Raw genomic sequence first — 21,932 nt, 5'->3', positions numbered from 1 at the left:
TCATCCTTTTCGCTTTATTCCTCAGCTTTTTCTTCAATTACTTTATAGAGTCCGGAGCGGAAACGGAACCACTGAAAGATATGGGTAACCACTACTTTGAGTACGGCATAACCCGGTACCGCGAGAATGATGCCGAGTACCCCGAACATTTTGCCGGCAAAAATAATTACAAAAATAATCGTGATCGGATGAATCTTCAGCGATTTACCCATGATCTGCGGAGAGATAAACTTCCCTTCGATCAGCTGAACGGCAGTCCAGACAATCACCATCTTAAGCAGCATAAAAGGCGAGGTTACCATGGCTACCACCAGTGCTGGCGTAATCGCGATCGCCGGTCCCAGATAAGGGACTACCGCAGTACAAGCGGCAACGATAGCAAGTACCAGGGAATACTCCAGCCCGATGATCAGATAACCAATATAGAGCAATGCGCCGATACAGCAGCTGACAATAATCTGCCCGCGGATGTAGGATGCCACCTGGCTGTTCATTTCCTGCATGACCATCCGGGACTGCGGCTGCAGTGCAGTAGGAATGAACCGCATCAGGTAGTCGGGCAGTCTTTTGCCATCGCGCAGCAGATAGAACAGAATGAACGGCGTAGTCACCACTGCCAGGACAATCTCTGTCAAAGTGCCTACAAAGCTGCCTACGCCACTGGCGGCATTATTGATGAACGAGGTGCCCCAGGTAGTCACCTTGCCGGTGATATCACTGAGATCCGTACCCACACTTTCCTGAAGCTTTCCGAAAAACTCACTGCCTGTCAGATGTAGGAATTCCTCCTGAATCTGCGCGCTGTATATCGGGAAGTTGTCGATCAGCCCCATCAGCTGGGTACGGATAATCGGAATAACCATCAGCAGGATCAGTGTAATAATTCCGGCTATTACGAGGTACATCGTAACAATTCCGTAAGCGCGCTTCACCTTGCTTCTCCGCTCCAGGCGGTCAACCAGCGGATTCAGCAGGTAATAAGCAACTCCCGAGAGAAGCAGCGGCGCTGCCACTGTATGCAGAAGCACTGACAACGGTTTGAATATAAACGGAATCTTTGAGAATACGAGCACGGTAACACCAATCAGCAACGCAATTAATAGCCCCACCACAAACTTGTTATTCAGAAAAAACTTTTTGAATTTATCCGGCCAGACCTGACGTCTATCCATATACTGCCGCCCCTTTGCTACAACACTTACAATATAAGTGTGATTAATTGCACTTTGTATTAGCATAGTCAACACGGAGGCTGCAAGTCAAATTTTCTGCCCCCCCAAAAAAGCTCTAGTGCAGTGAAGACTGCAGGCCGTCCAGCAGACCTTCCACCAAAGCCAGGGAGTTCAGCCAAACCGCCTACTGAAACCGCAAATCCACAACACTGCCGGTCCGTTCAAAACCGATCGACTGATAGACCTTGTTGGAACGCGGCCCTTCAGCCGCTCCACAAGCTAGCGAACCATGGCTCTGCGCTGATCAGCGCCTACCTCGGGTGCAATCCATAACAGGGGTTATGACCCTCCGTCTGCGCAAAGATCAGATGATCCTCGGCTGTCTTGATCCGGAGCGATTCCGGGTTTCCGGCGATAAGGTGAAGAAGATTATATTCCACCTCTTCCTGCAAGAACGCCTTACTGTGCAGCACACGGTCATCCGGCCCGAAATCCACAAACATCCCGCTTCCCCCTTACACTATCTTTTCTATCCATCATAATCCTCCATCTTACAAAAATAAACAATCCTCCACCGAATACTTTCCAGTGGAGGACTGCATTGTTCTTTGATGTTTTATTTCTTCTTTTTACCCTTTGCCCCTTTTTCAATTGCGGCTTTCAGGCCTTCATCATAAGTGTAGAGTACATTCTCTTCCAGCCGTTCACCCTTCAGTACCTTGCGTACCAGGCTTTTGGCTGATTTGGGGGTGATATCCCTGTACCATACGCCTTCCGGATAGGAGATGACTACACACGCATCCGAACATCTTCCGTTGCAGCGGGTTACGGTAGTATGAATCAGGCTGTCTGCCCCCTGCTTCCCGATTTCATCCTCTATCGCGTCAGCGACCTCTTCACCCTTATGCTTCTTGCAGTCGCTTCCGTTACAGATCAGCAGATGGCTGACCGTCCCTTGCAGATTCCAGGTCGTCATGGAATTCCCGCCCCCTCTAGTACAACAGTACCCTGTTTGTCTGTCTCCCTAAACTCTACTTACCATTCAGAGGATCGTCAATAGCTGACTTCGGGGCAGTCACAGAATGTTCATGAAGCTGTCTGGGCAACCTTAACCGGCTCTCGGCAGCTTTTTTTGCTGATTACTCCGTCCATAAATGGAGATAATATCTGTAGCCCGCCTGCCTGGAATAGGCAAATTACTTGCGGTGCATTAAGGAGCAATCCCCATGAAGATTCTCAGCATCTATTTCCTGTTTGCCGCCCTTACCCTGATTTTGATCACATTGGTTGATGTATTATCCGGAACCAGCGTGGCTGAGTCCGTTCATTCTCTTTCCGTAGTCTTTGCCACAACGACATTGTATGAAATGATATGCATACTGATCTTCCTGACACTCCCTTTGATTCAGGTTATCGCAAGCGCTGTTAAACGCAGCCGCACCCGCTGAAGACAGCCTCCTTAACGGTACAGGCCGAACCTGCGCCGGATCCGGTGAATGACAAGCAGCAGAATAGGTATAACCGCACAGAAAATTGGCAGAATATTCTCCAGAAAAGCCTTCCCGTCATTCATATGCACCGGATAATTCTCCGCACTGACGAAAGAGCTGAACAGCATTACCACTCCTGCCGGGATCACCAGCTTGTGTGAATTACGGACCTTGAAAAGATCCGCAGCAATGGCCACAGCGGCATAGCAATAGACAGTCATCTTGAAGAACACCCCAATGATCAATGTAAGCATGACAAATGCATCCAGACGCTGGATGAAATTAGCCACATTTACAAGTGTAATGGTTGTAAACATCGGAAAGGTTATCCTGCTGTAGAGGTTCTCTCCAAGTACTGCCATCTCAACAGCATGCGTGAAGCTGAGCAGACAGGCGCTTACAGTGATGGCTATCATTCCGGTTTTTTTTATTTTCCATGATTTGTTAAAGTGCGGCAGAATGGTCGTGAAACAAACCAGTTCTCCAAAGGGGAAAATCCAAATATTCGGATAGGCTGAACCCAGAGCTTCCCAGAGGTCTTTGGCATGAAGCGGAAACAGATTCTTAAGCTCCACCAGTCCGGAAACGATCACAATAAAATTACAGATTAACCCCATAATGACAATGATCCAGAAGAAAATCTCCGCTGTTCTGGAGAATACCTCAATCCCCTTAATCAGGATGTACATCACCGCAATAATCATTATGGAATTAATAATTAGTATCGGAGTTTTGTCGTAGGAGGCTGAAATTAGCAAATCACCTGCTTCACGCAGATTTCTGGAGCCGTTATACAGCATTACCGGGATAAACAGCAGACTCACCGGCCAGCCTATCCAAGGTCCAAGGATTATACGTGCATAACCGCTGATGATCTGGTCCGGGAACTGCAGGTACAGATGTGCAAACACCCAATAGAGCAGAATACCTCCGGGAAGTGCCATCAGGATAGAGAGCCAGACAGCATGTCCGCTCTCAAGCCCCACGGGTACAACCAGCGCCGTTCCAAGCTCAAACAAAACTATCATCGCAAAAAGCTGACTCGGACCAATAACTTCTTTTCTCATATACCATTCACCTTATTTCTGCATTAAAAGCCGGATTATTCAGGTGCGGGGTGATAGGGCTTCAGGCTCATTCCTGTACTGCGGATGTATGCTTCCACATGCAGATCCAGCTTCCCTTGGGCGAACAAACGGCCCCAATGCTTATCCAGTGCAGCCCATCCCTGCGGATCACTGCGCTTCAGTTCATTACCAAAATTAAAAATATCACTTTCCGTTTGCTGTGCTATCTGCAAAGCCTGCCTCACTTCATTTCCGGTCTGCTCCTGCAGCTGCTTTTCAAGCTTCATAATGTCTTCCCGCTTGCTCAGATCGACGAAACCGTCCGCTTCATTCACAATCCCTTCTTCATGGATATTGACATGAAACACCGGCAGTCCGTCCTGGATATCGACCTTCACCTTCGTTCTTGAATAATTGATATTGACTGCAACAGATTCTTTCTTATATACAGAATCGATATTGAGAATGGTTTCTTCTATCCGGTTAAGCAGCCACTGTGTACCTCTTGCTTCAGGCCCCTTCATCCAGCTGACCAGCTTGCCCTCCCTGAATACACCAAGTCCGTTCATTACGGTCCCCGCCTGTGTGACGGTTTGCTCCAGACTGGATTTCTTCATGCCTTCAGAAGTGTCTCCTTGGACGGATATTCCATTTATTGTCAAATCTCCTTCGCCCGTAATACCGTTAATGATATCAAACACCCTGATCACCCGGTTTTCTCCCCACACGCTGGAGGTATTCTGAGTCTTCTTGACCATTCCCATGGAGGGCAGGCTTTCTATAGGTGTCAGTATCTTCAAGACTGATGCAGCATCACTGTTATATGCGACAAGCACTGCTGAATTCAGCCTCAACTCATGCGATCGTTCAAAGATGTCAAACACATCGTTAATTCCGCTGCGCGCCAAGGACTCTCCCAGAACAACGAGCTGAGTATGGGCAAAAAAGAGCTGCCGCGTTACCCGCTTGGACGCCCGGCGCAAAGCCGCGAACAAGGTCTTATCCGTGGTGGAAACCACCATAACTGAGGGCTGTCCGGTGCTGGCGCTAAAGCTCGAAGCCGTTGAGGATGGATTGACCAGCTGAAACGTAACGCGAAAATCACCGGTTTCCGGAACCAGATCAACCCCGATACCACTCACAATAGCAAGTTCATTCAATTCCCTGCTATTCCAGCAGCCGCTAAGCATCAGTGTAATTAATGCAATAGCCGTAAAGCGGAAAATGCCCTTAATGTTCATAGGATTTCCTCTTTGATGCCTGCTTTCCGGAGCCCCTGGGATCTTCAGCGTTATTCAACAGACGTTTCCGTATCTTCATGAAGGTTCCGGGAGAACGGATGATAGTGTCCTTCTGGTTCTCCGGCACAAACGGCCCCATAGGTGACATATACGGCACTCCGAGTGAACGCAGGCTGCACATATGGGCAATAAGCATAATTGTAAAAATCGCGATGCCATACAGCCCAATAAACGCAGCAACGACCATAATTATAAACCGCAGCATCCGGATCGAGAGTGCCATATTAAATGCCGGAGTAGCGAAGCTGGAAATCCCTGTAAGAGATACGACAATAACCATGGCCGGAGAGACAATTCCCGCCTGAACCGCCGCTGTTCCGAGCACCAGACCGCCGATAATCGAGACTGTCTGGCCGATAGGCGAAGGCATGCGGACTCCTGCTTCACGGATAATCTCGAATGTGATCTCCATCATCATCGCTTCGACAAAGGCGGGAAATGGCACACCTTCCCGCTGTGACGCCAAATTGATCAGCAGCGGTGTCGGGATCATCTCCTGATGGAAGTTGAGCGCCGCCACGAACAATGCAGGTCCATACAATGAGATAAGCAGGCACAGGAACCTCAGCAGTCTAATCAGTGTTGAGATATCATAACGCTGATAGTAATCCTCTACCGTATGGAAGAACATAAAGAAGGTTGTCGGGGCAATCAGCACAAACGGAGTGCCGTCCACAAAGATGGCAATACGCCCGTCGAGCAGATTTCCCGCCACATTGTCCGGCCGTTCCGTGTTGTAGAGTGTCGGAAATGGAGAATACTTGTTATCTTCAATAATCTGCTCTATATATCCCGATTCCAGAATGGAATCTACCCTTATCTCCTTAAGTTTTTTTTTGAACACTTGAATCGTTTCCGGGTCGGCAATACCATTGATATACATAATCGTGATATCCGTATGAGTGACATCCCCAAGCTTCATCGTTTCGGTCCAGAGATCGGGATTCTTGATGATTTTGCGGACCAGGGCGATATTGGTGCTGATGGTCTCCGTAAAGCTTTCCTTCGAGCCACGGATCGCCACCTGGGTCGAAGCTTCACTTACCGCTCTAACCTCGCCGCCGCAGGTACTTCCGCTGACCGCTTCAGTGAGTCCGTTGACCAGAATAACCGTATCCCCGGACAGAAGTGCTTCAAGAAGTCCATTGATATCTTTAACGAGCTTCTCCTTCCCGATACTAAGAGCATTGTCTTTGATATAGGAATATACCTCGTCTGCGGTCGCTGCAAGCTGCATATCATCGTTCAGAGATTCGAACGACATCACATGTGAAATGAAATGGTCAACCATCACTCTGTCCGTAATGCCAATCATGTATACCGCAGCTACCTGAGCCGTTCTATTGATCAAGTCATAGGTCCGTATAATAAGATCCGGGCTGTTCCCCAGCCTGGCCTTGATTTGAGTAATATTCTCATCCAGATTAGTGGAGATAGGCGGATTGTGGGGCTGTCCGCCGGCGCTGTTCACCGCCTGTACGGCTCTGCCGGGTTCTTTGGTTGTCTTATCCATGATCAGCACCTCCTTACCGTTACTATTCGCCCGCTATCCTCTTTTTATGCAGCTTATGGAATGTTTGAGGAACGCGGGACTGAGCAAAGCTTACGCCAAAAAAGGCCGCTCCCCGCACGGAATCTCCCGTGTAAGGAACAGCCTTTATGTGTTAAAACTAGTGATCATCAACTACGCCAAGCGCCTTGTTCTTCTCCTTAAACCGGTCGTTATGCGATGAGACATAGGCCACCTTATCCGCTTCAGGGTCCATGTACAGCTTCGCGCTGTTGAGGGCAAGCACCGCATCCGTGAATGTTCCGGCGATCAGTCTTACCTTGCTGTCATAATCCACAAAATCTCCTGCAGCAAAGATACCGGGCAGATTCGTTTCGAGCTTGCCGCTGACCTTGGCCCACCATTCCCCCATGTCCAGCCCCCAGTCCTTCAACGGACCGTAATCGCTCTTGAGCCCGTGGTTGACAATAACGGCATCCACCTCAAGCTGCTCACTCTCGCCGGATTCGATATGGCTGATCGTAACCTGGTCAATCTGCTCGCCATTGCTGCTGTGCAGCTGGTTTACTGCATAGGGTACACGTACATTCACAGAGGATTCCTTCATGCGGACAATATTCTTCTCATGGCCGCCGAACTGTTCCCGGCGGTGCACAATTGTCACGCTGGAGGCAATTCCCTCCAGTTCATTCGCCCAGTCCACCGCTGAATTGCCGCCGCCCGAGATCAATACCCGTTTGCCGCGGAACGGTTCGAGCTCCTGCACCGTATAATGCAGGTTCGTCACTTCATAGCGGTCAGCACCTTCAATCTCCAGCTTCGCCATCTGCAGAATGCCGTACCCGATGGTGAGGATAACGGTCCGGGTCCAATGCTGCTCACCAGTCGCCGAGGTCAGAATATAAGTCCCGTCCTCCTGGCGCGCCTGATGCACAATCTGCTGCCCGAACACAATGGTCGGATCGAAGGTCCGCGCCTGCTCTGCCAGCTGGTCAATCAGCTTACGGCAGAGCGTCGGTGTAACACCTCCGACATCCCAGATCATTTTCTCGGGATAGATCAGCATCCGTCCGCCCAGCTCTTCCTTCGCTTCAATCAGCTTCGTCTTCAAATCTCTCATTCCGCTGTAAAAAGCCGTATACATCCCTGCGGGGCCGCCGCCAATAATCGTTACATCATATAATTCCATGGATTCGTTCATCTGTTTCCCTCCAGCTTCTAGGTGTATTTAAGATTTGGTCCGGGCCAGCAAATACAGAAAGTAAGGAGCGCCTATAACGGCAACAACAATGCCGGTGGGGATCTCTGACGGCTGCAGAATCCGGCGGCCGATCGTATCTGCAGTGATGACGAGCAGTGCGCCTAGCAGTGCGGAGGCTGGAAGCATCAGCTGATGCTTCGGTCCCACCAACCGTCTGGCCAAATGCGGGCCGACCAGTCCGACGAAGCCAATCCCGCCGCTTACGGCTACACTTGAAGCCGCAAGTCCGACTGCCGCTGCTAGGAGCCGGAACTGTTCTCTGGTGACATGAGCACCAAGACCGGTAGCCGTCTGCTCGCCCAGATTCAGCACATTCATAACCCTTGCCTTATAGATGACGTAGGGCAGGAGAATCACAATCCAGGGAAGCAGGGACAATACAAATTTCCAGCTGGTGCCCCAGATGCTGCCCGCAAGCCACGTGGCGACGAATTGATATTTGTCCGGATCTAAGCGAAGCGTCAGCACAATCATCGCTGCACTCATCCCTGCCGCAACTGCGACACCGGTGAGCAGCAGACGGATCGGCGCAATTCCCTGATGCCGCTTATAGGCCAGGCTGTAGATCAATGCGGCAGTAAATGCCGCCCCGACAAATGCAACTACCGGCAGCAGATAGACAGGTGCCGCAGAGGTCGTTGGATAGAAGGATACCATCAGCATAACCATCAATCCGGCTCCGGCATTAATGCCCAGGATCCCCGGATCGGCCAGATCATTGCGGAAAACCCCCTGCATCACCGCTCCGGAAACTGCCAATGCAGCTCCAATCAGGATGGAAATTACAATACGCGGCAAGCGGAATTGAAACAGAATTAATTCCTGCTTATCCGTCCCCTTGCCGAACAGCGTATTCAACAGCTCAAGCGGAGTTAAACGTATGTATCCTGTATTCATACTTATAATGAACATGATAATAATCAGTACGGCCAGCACACTAAGTACAGTCAGACCATGCTTAAGCCTTGCTTCTTCGAAGGAAACTACCCTGGTTCTCTGCATCTTTACAGCTCCCTTCTTTCTTTGCGGGCCAGATACAGGAAGAATGGCACCCCGATCAGCGCTATAATTGCTCCTACTGGCGTTTCATGCGGCGGGTTGATCATCCGCGCGGTCAGATCCGCCCCTACCACAAGCAATGCACCCAGCACGGCGGAGCAGGGAATAATCCATCTGTAATCCACACCTACAAGATAACGTGTCAGATGTGGAATAATCAGCCCGACAAACCCTACCGCTCCTACTATAGCTACGGAAGCGCCAGCCAGAATCAGGACGACTAAGGCCCCGGCCAATTTGACCAGACCGGTACGCTGTCCCAGTCCTCTGGCGATATCTTCCCCCAGACTGAGCATCGTAATGGAACGGGACAGAATAATCGCCCCGATGATTGCCGCAATCACCCAGGGAGACATGACCTGAAGCTGGAACCATTTCGTTCCGGCCAAGCCGCCTGCATACCAGAAGGCGAGGTCCTGTCCGATTTTGAAGTACAGCGCCACGCCCTCACTGAGCGCCGAGAGCAGCGCACTGAAGGCGGCTCCGGCCAGTACCAGCCGGGCCGGGGTAAGTCCTCCTTTGGCCAGTGAACCTATGCCATAGACGATACCGGCTCCGGCTCCGGCCCCGATGAAGGAATATAGAATAAGATACATAAACGACAAATTCGGAAAAAAAGCAAAGCAGACGGCCAGCGCAAAACCCGCCCCCGAGTTAATGCCCATCAGTCCCGAATCCGCTAGCGGATTGCGGGTCATCCCCTGCATGATGGCTCCCGCCACTGCGAAGCTGGCTCCGACCATCACTCCGCCGAGAACCCGCGGCAGCCTCAGCTCCCGGATAATCTGATGCTCTGTAAGTTCCGGATTGAAGTGGAACACTGCTGTCCAAACGACAGAAAGCTTAATATCTGCTGCCCCAAACGATACTGAAACAGCGATGCCCAGCGCCAGCGCAATCAAACCGCCAATTAGGATCAGCGTTGCCGCCCAAGGGCGCGAACGTAGTTTGAGCGGTTCTGCTCTCTGATCAAGCCCATTCCTGGACACTGCCTGTTGATTCATGAATGTCACCCGTTTTCTGTGAAATTGATTCTCATTATCATTGTAATATTGTAATTGAATTTGTCACTGTTTGGCAATGGACAAATCTAACCCTTGTACATAGAAAGTCTCTAATCATCCATTTCGCGCAGGATATCCGCATGAAAAAAGACAACCTGTATCCCGATTACATCCTCAGGGGATGTATCTGGGAGTCAGGTTGCCTTGTTCAATAGCTGCTGAATAGACAGGAATGTCCGGGGGTTTCGTACTATACATTCTGAAGCGTACCGCCGAATAGTCTGCGGATATATCCCTCCAGCTTGCCGATATGCGGAACGAAGGTGCTTTTGTCATACACATAATTAGACTGGCTGACCAGCTGTGAATAGATCAGAAACAGAATAGCTGCGAGCTCCCGGTCAATCTGCTTCTCATGCTCGATCAGCAGATACGTTTCATCCAGCGCCTCATATAACTGAAGCAGGGCGGCTTCATTAATGATTTTGCGGCGCAGCGGTACAATGATATCCGTGGCAATAACGTCAATCCGCAGAATTAAAGCTGCCAGTCTCTCGTTCACGCGGTCTCCCTCCTGCTGTGACTGAATGGTTAAAGCGCTTGCTTAATACCATCCTATGTTAGCCGGACCTTGAGCATGCCTTGAGCGGCCGGAACACATTCTGCTTATCTATGTAATTCTGCTTATCTATGTAATTCTTCTTACCTTGTGTATTCCTCATACTCATCTTTCTGGTTATGCCTCGAATACATGTACTCATCATTCTTCAGCTTATACATCTGCCCCATCCCGCCAAATATGAACAGCAGCACTACAAGCAGTGTGTAGGCATAAGTAAATTGATTGAAATAGAAGCACAGCACAACTGCCACTATAATCAGCAGCAGCAGTCCAAGACCTATACGGCTTAAGATTTTTCTCATCAGGGGTTCCTCCGCAGAAATTTTAGTCTTACTGTACCATATTCTGCGGGAGGAATATGTCGAAAGCTGGCGCTATACAAACAGGGAATGTCCCGGCTCCGGGACATCCCCTGATATATGTTATACTTCTTAACCTTTTATAGTAATTTGGAAATCACTGTTCCGGCCAGCAGCTGGCCGAGCGTCTTATCCAGCGGCAGCGGCTTGTTGCCAAGGCAGGTTCTGAGCGCTGTCAGCAGCACCCGAACATCATATTTACTCGGATGGACAGGAATCACTTCTTTTTCGAGCGCCAAAAGATTGTACACTGCCATCATCGCGGAGCGGACCGAATATTCTACGGTAAAGACGCAGTCGTCCGGAACTTCGGCAAACTGGCCGAGGAAGGCCAGATTGGTGCTGCCCTGCGGAATCACCTGCGGGCGGTCTCCTGCGACACGCGGCATGAACTGTGAAGTGATATAAGGCATCATACAAGGAATAACATTGGTCGTATGCTCCAGAATCTCCGGAATGCGGTTCTTCAGACCGATATGGTACATCAGCTCCTCCAGAAGCTCGCGTCCACTGCAGTCACTCATTTTCTTCTTGATATAATCGCCTTCGGCATCCGGGAATAATCCATAGGCCCAGAGCACCTTCACATTCTCCGGCTGGTTAATGAAATGCGGCTGCTTCGGTGCGGTCCAGGACATCATCCAGCTGGAGTCTTTGATGGTCACAACGCCGCCCATACCGGGAGCATCCCCGGTCAGCTCAAGCAGGTACGGGAATACAATATCATCATCGGTAAAGGTCATTGTAAACGACAGCCACTTGGACTTGTCGATGTCCCCGCAGAACACTTCCGGGTGGCCGAAATCCGGAGATTTCGCGGCAAGCTTCTCCCATAGGCTCCAGCAGCCGCGTTCCGTAACAGAGCGGTTCAGAACCGCCGGATGGTCCAAATCGCCCAGAGTGGAGTTCTCTGTCATCGAGCCATTGGTGACCATAACCAGATCTCCGCGTGCTGTTGAGAGGGTCTTCGGTGTTCCGTTTACGAGCAGCTGAATAGCGGTTACGGTCTTCTCCCCGCCGGTGAAATCAAGCTCCAGATCTGTTACCTGATGTCCTTTGTCAAGATGGACCCCCTGGCTTTCCAGCCATTTCATCAAGGGAAGAATCAGTGAATCGAACTGGTTGTATTCGGTATGCAGGATTCCCTTCAGCTGGTTCATCCCGGAGATCAGGTGCATGAAGCGTTCCATGTAACGCTTCACCTCAACTACACTATGCCAATTCTCGAAGGCGAACATCGAGCGCCAGAAATACCAGAAGTTCGTCTCCAGGAAGGTCGGGTCAAAAAACTGCTCAATCGTCACCGCCCCAAGTCTTTCTTCCGTCGCCAGGGTCAGCTTTCCCAATTGCAGCGCATGCGCAGTGGAGAGTCCCAGCGTTGAGAAATCGGCGGGCTGCCCTTCCTTTTCTACCAGACGGCAGTGGGATTCGATCGGTTCTGCCAGATTCAGCTCACGGAATTCATCCAGCACCGTCCGGTCCGGATTCGTTAATGAGGGAATGAAGCCGAACAGCTCCATGAAGCATTCAAAGTGCTCTTCGATCTCGCGTCCGCCGCGGGCACTGTATCCGTCTTTGGCGTTGCCAGCCCCGTCCATCGAGCCGCCATAGACCGCTGATTGCTCAAGGATATGAATATTGCGCCCCGGCATATGGCCGTCACGGATCAGGAAAGCGGCTGCCGACAACGAGCCGATCCCCCCTCCTACGAGATATGCCTTACGTGAAGCGATGCCTTCCTGTACCAGCGGATGAATTCTTTGATAGGTACCCATATGTCCTCTTCCTTCCATGATCTGGGGATAAGTGCCTGCTAACTGCCTTCACTATACCCACCGTGAACAATGAATTCTATGGACAGCTTGGCGTGACTGTACAGGGATTACACATCTGCCGTAGATTGTGTCATTTCACTGGGCCGGGTGGGCGGCGGCAGCCTGGTAGTGTTCCAGGCCCCGGGCGATGCTTCCTTCCATAATCCGCGCTACCTTCTCCACCATTTCGGCCGGGTCGGTATTTGCCCCTGCTTTGAGCCAGTGGATCACCTGTTCAAGGATAGCCAGTGTGTAGAAATCGGCAATGTCCTGTCTGGCCTGGCTTCTCCCCTGTTCCGGTATCTGTTTTTGTCCTTCACGATCCTGCTCCTGCCCGTCCAGTTCTTCCACTACCCTGATCATGACACCATAAATAACTCCGTACAGAAACTGTTCCAAATGCTCGCGTCCAAGCGAATGAAAGGTGTTCAGACAGATGGTTTTGTTACTCACGATGTACCGCAGGACGCTTAAGAATCCCTGCTTCCAGCCGGCACAGCAGCGGTAGGGTTCCAGCCCTTCAATTACCTCTGACCTGTAGACCCAGCCGAGCAGCTCGTAGATATCCTGAAAATGATTATAAAACGTATGCCGGGTCACGCCGCAATCCGCTGTAAGCTGCTGGATCGTAATTTTGTTCAGGGGCTTTGCGAGCATGAGTTTTTTGAGTGACCGGGCTAAAGCGTTCTTGGTTAACAGTGAATTGGACATTTCTTCCCCCTTACTGCAGTAGAACTTAACCAGACTTCTGCATTTACTGCATTGCTTATTAGGCTTCAAGGTTCTACAATACGGTATAGATGTTCCAATTATAACCAATTAAGAGCAGGTTTTCATAATAACCTTACGGGAGTGGATACGCTTGAATAGAAGAAGGTACGGCAATACGGGAAAGACTGTATCGGAGATTGGCTTCGGTGCCTGGCAGCTTGGGAACAAGCAGGATTGGGAGGCTATGGAGGATCGTGCAGCGGTCTCTCTGGTGCATGAAGCGCTGGAGCTCGGCATGAATTTCTTCGATACCGCCCCGGGTTACGGGCACGGTGCCAGTGAAACCCTGCTCGGAGCAGCCCTATCCGGCAGACGCACAGGTGCTGTGATCAACACCAAATTCGGTCACAGGGCAGATGGCAGCACCAGCTTTGATGCGGACCACATTCGGGCCTCCGTCGAAGGCAGCTTACAGCGTCTGCAGACGGATTATGTGGATTCCGTGCTGATTCATAATCCGCCTTTTGAGCTGCTGGACGGCAAATACGGTCACTACGACGAGCTGGACAAGCTAAAAGCTGAAGGAAAAATTCTCGCTTACGGAGTTTCGGTCGATTCCGTGCCGGAAATGCTGGAGGTCATCCGCCATACGGATATCGGCGTTATGGAGGTGATGTTCAATATCTTTTACCAGGAAACGGCGGAAGCTTTCGAGCTGGCCCATGAGAGAAACATAGCGATTATCGTCAAGGTCCCTCTGGACTCCGGCTGGCTCTCCGGCAAATATGACAGCAGCAGCACCTTCGAAGGGGTAAGAAGCCGCTGGTCTCCGGAGGTGATCGCGAAACGCGCGGCCCTGGTGGATCGCATCCGGTTCATAACGGACGAAGAGACGACCATGACTATGGCTGCGCTGCGCTTCATCCTTGCTCACCCTCAGGTCACCACCGTTATTCCCGGAGTACGCAGCAGCACACAGCTGGCCGAGAATATATCCGCAAGCCATGAGGTGATGCCGGCGGAGCATGTGGTGAGGCTCAAGGAGCTGTGGGACAAGGAGATCCGGAATCAGCAGCTGGGCTGGTAATCGCGGCTGCAGTTATTCCTTTTCGCCAAACCGGATTGAATAGGTCTTATACCCGTCTTCATTAATCTCCAGACAGTTCAGCTGCTCTCCATATACACAGCCGCCGTCAATGCCAATCTTGTCTCCATGCGGGCTGAACCAGATTCCTGCCCCGTCCTGCAAATCTACCGTGGAGGTATGGCCGAATACGACCGTCTTTGCGGTAGAGGTTACCGGATGATTGTAGAACGGCTCGCGAATCCAGATGAAATCATACTCCCGCTGGCTTGTCCAGTCGGCAAGAGAAGGATCAATTCCTGCGTGGACGAATACATGGGTGTCCGTTTCATAATAGAAAGGCAGCGTACCCAGAAAATCCAGATGCTCCTGATACTCGCGGCGCATATATTCCTTCATCTCCGCATACTCCTTCCAGCCTGAATCCGGGCGCAGCAGGACCGAATCGCGGCCTCCGCAATAACTCAGCAAGGTATGAAATCCTCCACCTGTAATCCAGTGTGTATCGCGCTTGTCATCTTCACCGGCCAGCGCATCACACGCCATCTGGTCATGATTGCCCCGCAGCACGATAACACCGTGCTCTTCCGCAAGACGTTTCACCTGCTCAACCACCGCCCTGCTGTCCGGCCCCCGGTCCACATAATCACCAAGCAGAATTAACTGGTCTTCGGAGGGGATATAGTTGGCTCTGCGGAGCAGCAGGTTGAATTCCTCCACGCATCCATGAATGTCACTAATCACTAAAGTTCTGATACTCGTTCCTCCTCTTCTTTTCATAAGAAGCCTTACACTCAGAATATTAATTATACTGTTGAATTCTCCCCCACTTAGCTAACGCTTGAAGTGGCGGATTCTTGCGAACAGAAGAGTACCCTCTTCTTATGGAGCAAGCGATCCCTGCGTTCCCGCAGTTTTACATTTTTGACGCAAGTGAAATCTTGAATTCTATCGTTTGGTTAGGTGGGGGTTAACCGCTACTTGTTTAATATTATGAGCGGCGTTTTCGTCACGGTCATGAATCGTTCCGCAGGCCGTACACGTCCATTCCCGAACGGACAGGTTCTTCACCTCGGGGTGGATCGTGCCACACACATGGCAACGCTGACTGGTCGGCTCAAACGTGTCGGCGATCCGAAGATTTCGTCCATACCATTTCGCTTTATACGTCAGCTGTCGCACCCACTCGCCCCAAGACGCATCAGCAATGGATTTTGAAAGCTTGGGGTTCTGAATCATATTCGCCACACGCAGATGTTCGATACTAATCGTTTGGTTTTCACGAATCAGTCTCGTGGTCAGCTTGTGGAGGAAGTCATTTCGTTTATTGGCAATGCGTTCGTGAATACGAGCGATATGCTGCCTTGCTTTCTTCCAGTTGGAGCCGCCCGGAGTACGCCGGGCCATCCGCCGCTGCCAAAACGCCAGCTTGTTCTCGTATTGACGGTAAAAGCGAGGATTGGCGATATGTTCGCCGTTTGAGCATACTGCATATTCTTTCAAACCTAAGTCGATGCCAATAGGTGTATCCACTTGGGGCAGAGGGTTCTTTTGAACTTCGCAAACGAGCGAGACGAAAAATTTCCCGCTGGCGTTTTTACGAACGGTAGCGGACAATATCCGGCCTTCCAGCTTCCGGGAGTTTGCAAAACGTATCCAGCCGAGTTTGGGGAGCTTCAAGCGACTGCCCTCCATGGCGATATTCCCGTTGGTGAATTTGGTCGTGTAACTTTGAATCGGATGCTTTCGGCTCTTGAAGCGTGGCGCTTGATTTTGCTTCTTGAAAAAACGATCAAAGCTATCCGCCACATGACGAGCAGCCGACTGCAAAGCGATGCTATCGACTTCTTTCAGCCAGTCGTATTGTGCTTTTAAACCGGGGAGTTGTGTTGCACAAGCGTGATAAGACAAGCCTTTTCCCGTTTCCGCATAGCTTTGATTCCAAGCTCCCAAGAAGTAATTGAACACAAAACGGCAGCAGCCAAACATTCGACGAATGAGTTGCTGTTGCTCTGTATTGGGGTAGATCCGATATTTATAGGCTTGATGAACCAAGTGTTTCGAAGAAACCTCCTGCGCAGACACGAGCATGGGCAACACCTCCTTTTAGTGATCTCATCCATATTATAGCACATATGTTCGTCTTGAAATCGAAAACTACTGATTCATCCCCACCCTATCGAGGGTGGAGTATTCTCAGCTTTTTTAGATAAACCCGGATTTCCGCACGGCCCTGCTGCTGAAAACCGGTTGTAAGCGGTTATGCGGACAGCAGCCTGCAGAAAAAAGAGGTTAGCCCGCTCAGCCGGGAAACCTCTTCATCCAATACTATTCGCTCTGTGTTACGTTCCGACCTGCACTGGTAATTCAGCAGCGCTGTCCCAGCGCCAAGGCACCTCATGCCCCTGCAGATGCAGCCCGCCGTACCATTCATCTATACCTTGTATCCTCACTCTATCCGCTGTTCCGGCCAATACCCTCTCCCCCAGCTCTGACATAATAACTGTGCGGTTCAGGAATTCCGGTACTTCTCTGTAGTCTGTAATTTCTGCCGTACCCTCAATAATAAGTAGAGGATGCTCTCCAGCCGTCAGCGTGCGAAGAACCTTCCAGTATTCCACGTCTCCCATTCCCAGTCGGTGCAGTGCATCTGTAACTTGACGGAACAGCTTCAGGGGCGTATCCGCTCCGCCAGCCACAGCCTCAAGCGTCGTCTGTTCGGCAATACCAAGACCGTTATCAATTGAAGGCAGACGTGAGAGATGAAGCTTAAAGGCATCATAGGCAAAAGAAAACGCGGATTTGGCCAGCTCGGGCTTGCTCTCTTCCAGGAGCTGTGCCAGCTGCCGGGGGTTTGGAGATGCATATGCCTGCCATAGCCTGCTCCCAAGCTTCAGCTCCTCCGTGCCGATATTCTGCCAGGTTCCGGACAAGGTCTGAAGCTGGTCTGCCGTAAGCTGGCCCAGACCATGGAACAGCTCAATTCCGGGAAATTCCCCGATGCAGAGCAGACTCAGCTTCGTGCTGCCCAGCTTCCGGTTGCTGAACCAGTGCAGCAGGTAGGCCAGCATACTCTGGTCGAACAGATCATGCTCAAACCACAGGACCACTTCATCATAACGCTGAAATCCGCTGAGCATGCGCTCCTGCTCCTCACAGCCCTTCATATATTCTTCTGCCGGAATTCCCAGTGTGGCCTGCAGAACCTCCGCCCGCAGCCGCCGCTCCTGCACTGACGACGGATCCATGAATATCGGCCCCGCCGTGTAGATTTCTCTCCATACGAGCACATCTCCTTGGACAATCCCCTGCTTCAGCTTATCTCCAACGAAATCACCGTTCACAATATGCAGCATACGCTGTCCTCCCTCTTGTAACAGATTCAATGCGGCCGCAAGATCGGCTACGGGAAAAGCCCCCTTCAGCTTGCGTCTGCCGTCATACAGCCTTTTCTTCAGCGTTCCGGCCGGAATTCCCAAATAAACGGAAATCTCCTGTAGCGAATAGCCATAGAAGTAGAACAGCTGCAGCGGTACCCGCAGCCTGGCGGACAATTCTGCCACCGAGCTATGCAGCACCTGTGCCCATTCTCTGCGTTCGGCAATTTCCTCAACGCCTGGAGAAGACCCGGCGACATGTACTGCTGCCTCTAGCGGCAGCAGTGTTTGGTGTCTGCGCCGCAGCAACCGGTGGCACTGCCTAACCACAATGGTTCTGAACCAGCCCGGAAACGCCGCCGGCTCCTGCAGACTCCCAAGGTTCATATACGCCTCAATAAATGCCTCCTGCACCGCGTCTTCCGCCAGCTGAACATCTCCCAGCATATGGTAAGACACTACGTAAGCCATACCCCGGACATGCTCTGTCAGCTGCCTGAATGCTCCGGCGTCCCCTTTCTGTGCTTCTTCAATCCACTGCAGCATAAGCCTGCGAACCTCATTTCTGTATTTTCATCTGTTCTAAGGATAAGTGCCATTCCAAGAGGAAAAGGTTACAAATCATTGTTCAAGATCCGGGTTAGCCTATCTATGCTACATGCCCTTAGTTTATTGACCAGTGTCAGGTTTATATTTTGATAAATTAAATTTACACAAACTAATTTTATTCTAATTAATTTTTAATAATGTGTGTTACTATTATTTCATTTAGCAAATCTTGGAGCCTGGGAGGATATTTAACGCGAATAACAACAGCTTATTTCATCGGAGACATTACAAATTTCAGGAGGCATAACATTGAAACCTAAACCCGGCAGACTTTTTCTCTCCACACTAATGATTGTTACCGCACTTTATTCTTCTTCGGTTGGAACAGCTTTTGGCGCGGCAGCACCTTCATTAACAGGCATCACAGGCCACTGGGCTCAGAACGAAGTGACGGAATGGGTTGAAAACGGGTTCATTCAGGGATACGCCGACGGCAGCTTCAAGCCGGATAACAGTCTGAAAAGAACCGAATTCATGGCGCTGATTAATCGTGCGTTTGGGTTCACTGAAACTGCGGCTGTCTCCTATACGGACCTCTCTTCAAGCAACTGGGCCTACGCCGAGGTTGCCAAAGCAGTCAAAGCCGGATATGTCAACGGATATTCAGATGGGACCATCGGTACAGGCAAGACCATCAGCAGACAGGAAGCCGCAGTAATCATCAACCGGTTATTGAAGCTGGATGCAGCGCAGACCAGCGCTATTTTCAGCGATTCCAAGGATATTGCCGCCTGGGCACTGGGTTCTGTAAATGCAGTAGCCTCCGCAGGGATCATGAAAGGGTATTCCGAAGATAACAGCTTCAAGCCCGGCAGGGATATTACACGCGCGGAAGCAGTAGTATCATTAACTAGGACTAAGGCCATTGAGGCTGCACCGGCCAGTACACCGGATAATACAGGCACGGTCACCCCTTCGGCAACTGCCTCTCCGGCAGCCAGTCCAACAGCTTCACCGACGGCTACACCTTCACCTCCCCGGAACCCCGATATTCCTTCAGTTCCAACGTCCACACCTGTCTCCACACCTACAGCAGCACCAGAACCGGAAGCTACAGCAACATCAGAACCTACAGCGGCTCCGACTGTGACTCCTGATCCGGCAGATACGACAGCCCCGATCCTTACAAGTGTAACTCTTGGAGCCGTTACTGTAGGAGACAATGTATACGGGACAAGTAACGAAGCGGGTTATTTGTATCTGGTCCCTTCTACAGTAATTGTCACCCCAACCGGTCTGGAGAATTCTGTCCAAGCTGACCACGGGATAAAGCTGGCGGTAACTGCCTCCGTCTATTCCCAGCTGAACACGCAGGGCCTGCCTGCAGATCATTATGTTGTATATGCTGTAGATAGCTCCGGCAATATTTCAATCCCTTCAAGCACGATTGAGGTTATAGCCATTGAGCTGTCCCTAGATGCTCCGGCCTCACTGACGGAGTCCAGAACCTATGATGGCACTGCCACCGCAGCGGTAACCGCAAGTCCTCTGCAAGGCGTGCTGAGCGGTGACGTAGTAGAAGTGCATGCATCCGCTTCTTACAGCAGCGCGGTGCCCGGGATCAGCAAGACTATAACAGTTATCTACACCTTAAGCGGAGCCCAGGCAGCCAGTTATATTGCTCCAGCCCCATACACCGTACATACGGGGATCATCTCGCTGAATCCATTGACCGTCGGGGCTCCGGATCTGACCTTGGCGAAGTTCAAGGACGGAACAACCACGGCAGCTGTTATCCCTGGTCAGCTCGTTGGAGTAATCCCCGGCGAAGATGTCAGTGTGAGCGCCGTTGCCAACTATGATACCTCTGCAGTGGGTACGGGCAAGACCATAACTGTAGTCTATACACTTAGCGGTGCTGATGCCGGAAATTATATTGCACCTGTGAACTACATCGCTACGAATGGAGAAGTTGATAAGGACCAGATTACACGGTCCAGAGTCTATGATGGAACTACTGCGGCGGCAGTGGTTGCCGGGGCCGTGACCGGAATCGAACCTGGTGATATCGTCACAGTAGAAGGTATTGGTGAATACAGCGATGTCAATGTAGGAATGAATAAAATCATAACTATTTCGTACATTTTGACAGGTCCAGACGCTGGCAATTATCTCCCGCCTGTTAGCTACACCATAAGCACGGGGATTATCACTGCCTTGCAGTTAGACATTACCCCACCAGCCATCACGGAGTCCAAGCTCTTTGACGGAACGCTATCAGCGCAAGTTACTCCAGGCACTCTGATTGGAGTCCTTCCGGGAGATGATGTAACGGTCAGCGCAACGGCGGCTTACAGCGACGCTGCTGTGGGCAGCGGCAAAATCATCACCGTAGTCTACACCTTATCCGGGGACGATGCCGCGAACTATTTGGCACCAGGGAATTATATGATTTCCATAGGTGTAATTGTAGCGCCTTAGGCAGAGATATGTGAACACTTGTTAAAAGATAAAAGCGTCCCGCGAGCCGTAAACCGGCTGGCTGGGGCGCTTTTTGATGATGGAGCGGTACTAGTCAGAAATGAATTCAGGCGGGATGTAGTCCGCTAACCAGATATTATGATTGCCTTGGTAAAACTTGATTCCTTCGTTCGCTGCCCGCCCGGCGTCAATTATTAAGATCACAGGATTAGAATCTTTACGGCCTCCAACCAGCTTTGCTGTTTCGGTATCAACCGAGAAATGCACATACTGTCTCTTCATTGGTTTAAGGCCCTCGTGCAGAATCGTCTCCACCCATTGCCTGGCTGTCCCATGGTACAGAACGGGGGGTGGGGTTTCATTCTGCTTAATTATCTTTTGAGGCACAGAGTGACCATATAGCGCCCTTATCCTGCCCTCCACAATCTCATGCCGCTGTTTAGCCGATACCTCTATCATCTTAGCCAGATCATCTGCAGTTACTGAATTCCATTGTTGCTCAAGGCGCAGTGCGCTTAATAGCTGCTGTATCTCTACAAAGCCCTCATCATCTAATTCCAGTTCATACTCCCAAGGCGCGTGACGCAGTGCATATGAAACCTCTTTACTGACCTTCGAATAATCCATATCAGACCTCCTCACTAAAATGCCGCATTGGCGTCAAAAATAACATATCTGATTACGAGTTTATCATAGGTAACGCTGCCCAACATAATACGGCATAGGCTATATATAATCCTTCGGCTGGGGAGAGGAGGACTGAAATTCCGCTATTTCAGCTAATCAGACGGATTTGCGGAGCACGCGGACTCAGAATCCGATATGTGTTAGCTCTAAACAACATTTTGGGCGGTGGAGGCGGAAGTTGGCTGATATTGATGACGGGGGCAGCGTCTTAATAGAGAGATGGCTGTGACATCAGCGGCGAGAATGACTGGCGGTGGGCAAAGGCGAACGTATCGGCGGCGGTAACTAACGCGGTGGCGGTGCGGCAATGGTCACATTAGCGGCGGCGGTTCCATTGTCTTGGGCGTCCTGTCCACAGCAAAAAGCCGCCCCTCCCGAGGCAGC

At 50.9% G+C, this 21,932-nt stretch carries 20 protein-coding genes; 3 read left to right on the top strand and 17 right to left on the bottom strand.

The features are described 5' to 3' along the window. Positions 1–14: 14 nt before the first annotated feature. From MKX70_RS17235 to MKX70_RS17225, 3 genes are all read right to left on the bottom strand, one after another. The gene (locus MKX70_RS17235; protein ID WP_042237718.1) at positions 15–1,172 is read right to left on the bottom strand and encodes an AI-2E family transporter; all 1,158 of its coding nucleotides are present in this window, start codon (positions 1,170–1,172) and stop codon (positions 15–17) included. A gap of 311 nt (positions 1,173–1,483) precedes the next feature. Beyond that, a complete protein-coding gene (locus MKX70_RS17230) occupies positions 1,484–1,675 on the bottom strand; it encodes a hypothetical protein (protein ID WP_340840401.1) in 192 nt (63 codons plus the stop codon). Between the two features lie 113 nt (positions 1,676–1,788). Further along, positions 1,789–2,148 (bottom strand): (2Fe-2S) ferredoxin domain-containing protein, encoded by a 360-nt coding sequence (locus tag MKX70_RS17225; RefSeq protein ID WP_039301636.1) that lies wholly within the window; start codon positions 2,146–2,148, stop codon positions 1,789–1,791. Positions 2,149–2,398: 250 nt separating this feature from the next. Between MKX70_RS17225 and MKX70_RS17220 the strand changes: the two genes are divergently transcribed. Further along, positions 2,399–2,620 (top strand): hypothetical protein, encoded by a 222-nt coding sequence (locus MKX70_RS17220; RefSeq protein WP_042237720.1) that lies wholly within the window; start codon positions 2,399–2,401, stop codon positions 2,618–2,620. 11 nt (positions 2,621–2,631) lie between these two features. Here MKX70_RS17220 and MKX70_RS17215 read toward each other — a convergent pair whose 3' ends face one another. From MKX70_RS17215 to MKX70_RS17170, 10 genes are all read right to left on the bottom strand, one after another. After that, positions 2,632–3,729, bottom strand: coding sequence for a GerAB/ArcD/ProY family transporter (locus tag MKX70_RS17215; RefSeq protein WP_042237722.1), 1,098 nt, complete (start codon positions 3,727–3,729; stop codon positions 2,632–2,634). 35 nt (positions 3,730–3,764) lie between these two features. Next, positions 3,765–4,970, bottom strand: a complete 1,206-nt coding sequence (locus MKX70_RS17210; RefSeq protein ID WP_042237724.1) for a Ger(x)C family spore germination protein — start codon at positions 4,968–4,970, stop codon at positions 3,765–3,767. After that, positions 4,960–6,543: a spore germination protein gene (locus MKX70_RS17205; protein WP_081956593.1), complete on the bottom strand. Its 1,584-nt coding sequence runs from the start codon at positions 6,541–6,543 to the stop codon at positions 4,960–4,962. Before MKX70_RS17205 ends, MKX70_RS17210 begins: the two co-directional genes overlap by 11 nt. Before the next feature lie 157 nt (positions 6,544–6,700). After that, on the bottom strand, positions 6,701–7,741 hold the full coding sequence (locus MKX70_RS17200; protein ID WP_340784594.1) for an NAD(P)/FAD-dependent oxidoreductase: 1,041 nt from the start codon (positions 7,739–7,741) through the stop codon (positions 6,701–6,703). A gap of 27 nt (positions 7,742–7,768) precedes the next feature. Next, positions 7,769–8,803 (bottom strand): FecCD family ABC transporter permease, encoded by a 1,035-nt coding sequence (locus MKX70_RS17195; protein WP_042237727.1) that lies wholly within the window; start codon positions 8,801–8,803, stop codon positions 7,769–7,771. Positions 8,804–8,805: 2 nt separating this feature from the next. After that, positions 8,806–9,864, bottom strand: coding sequence for a FecCD family ABC transporter permease (locus MKX70_RS17190; RefSeq protein ID WP_042237729.1), 1,059 nt, complete (start codon positions 9,862–9,864; stop codon positions 8,806–8,808). A 250-nt stretch (positions 9,865–10,114) separates the two neighbouring features. Beyond that, positions 10,115–10,426, bottom strand: coding sequence for a hypothetical protein (locus MKX70_RS17185; protein WP_042237731.1), 312 nt, complete (start codon positions 10,424–10,426; stop codon positions 10,115–10,117). Between the two features lie 140 nt (positions 10,427–10,566). Continuing rightward, complete coding sequence (locus MKX70_RS17180) at positions 10,567–10,788, bottom strand: hypothetical protein (RefSeq protein ID WP_042237732.1); 222 nt, start codon at positions 10,786–10,788, stop codon at positions 10,567–10,569. Positions 10,789–10,925: 137 nt separating this feature from the next. After that, positions 10,926–12,620 (bottom strand): oleate hydratase, encoded by a 1,695-nt coding sequence (locus MKX70_RS17175; protein ID WP_340840400.1) that lies wholly within the window; start codon positions 12,618–12,620, stop codon positions 10,926–10,928. 135 nt (positions 12,621–12,755) lie between these two features. After that, positions 12,756–13,370 (bottom strand): TetR/AcrR family transcriptional regulator, encoded by a 615-nt coding sequence (locus MKX70_RS17170; protein ID WP_042237736.1) that lies wholly within the window; start codon positions 13,368–13,370, stop codon positions 12,756–12,758. Positions 13,371–13,521: 151 nt separating this feature from the next. Here MKX70_RS17170 and MKX70_RS17165 point away from each other — a divergent pair, with 151 nt between their 5' ends. Further along, positions 13,522–14,457 (top strand): aldo/keto reductase, encoded by a 936-nt coding sequence (locus MKX70_RS17165; RefSeq protein WP_042237738.1) that lies wholly within the window; start codon positions 13,522–13,524, stop codon positions 14,455–14,457. A 12-nt stretch (positions 14,458–14,469) separates the two neighbouring features. Here the strand turns inward: MKX70_RS17165 and MKX70_RS17160 are convergent, their stop codons facing one another. From MKX70_RS17160 to MKX70_RS17150, 3 genes are all read right to left on the bottom strand, one after another. Further along, positions 14,470–15,198, bottom strand: coding sequence for a metallophosphoesterase family protein (locus tag MKX70_RS17160; RefSeq protein ID WP_231637688.1), 729 nt, complete (start codon positions 15,196–15,198; stop codon positions 14,470–14,472). 204 nt (positions 15,199–15,402) lie between these two features. After that, positions 15,403–16,545 (bottom strand): IS200/IS605 family element RNA-guided endonuclease TnpB, encoded by a 1,143-nt coding sequence (gene tnpB, locus MKX70_RS17155; protein WP_340840399.1) that lies wholly within the window; start codon positions 16,543–16,545, stop codon positions 15,403–15,405. Positions 16,546–16,796: 251 nt separating this feature from the next. Continuing rightward, positions 16,797–18,377, bottom strand: a complete 1,581-nt coding sequence (locus MKX70_RS17150; RefSeq protein ID WP_340784579.1) for a sigma-70 family RNA polymerase sigma factor — start codon at positions 18,375–18,377, stop codon at positions 16,797–16,799. A gap of 312 nt (positions 18,378–18,689) precedes the next feature. Between MKX70_RS17150 and MKX70_RS17145 the strand changes: the two genes are divergently transcribed. Continuing rightward, entirely contained in the window at positions 18,690–20,861 is a 2,172-nt protein-coding gene (locus MKX70_RS17145) for a YDG domain-containing protein (RefSeq protein ID WP_340840397.1), read from the top strand. A 90-nt stretch (positions 20,862–20,951) separates the two neighbouring features. Here the strand turns inward: MKX70_RS17145 and MKX70_RS17140 are convergent, their stop codons facing one another. Continuing rightward, positions 20,952–21,488, bottom strand: coding sequence for an RNA 2'-phosphotransferase (locus MKX70_RS17140; protein ID WP_340784575.1), 537 nt, complete (start codon positions 21,486–21,488; stop codon positions 20,952–20,954). Positions 21,489–21,932 lie beyond the last annotated feature (444 nt).

Origin of the sequence: Paenibacillus sp. FSL R7-0312 (genome assembly GCF_038004445.1) — a bacterium.
GTDB lineage: Bacteria > Bacillota > Bacilli > Paenibacillales > Paenibacillaceae > Paenibacillus_AQ.
This window is presented reverse-complemented; position numbering and strand designations above follow the sequence as displayed.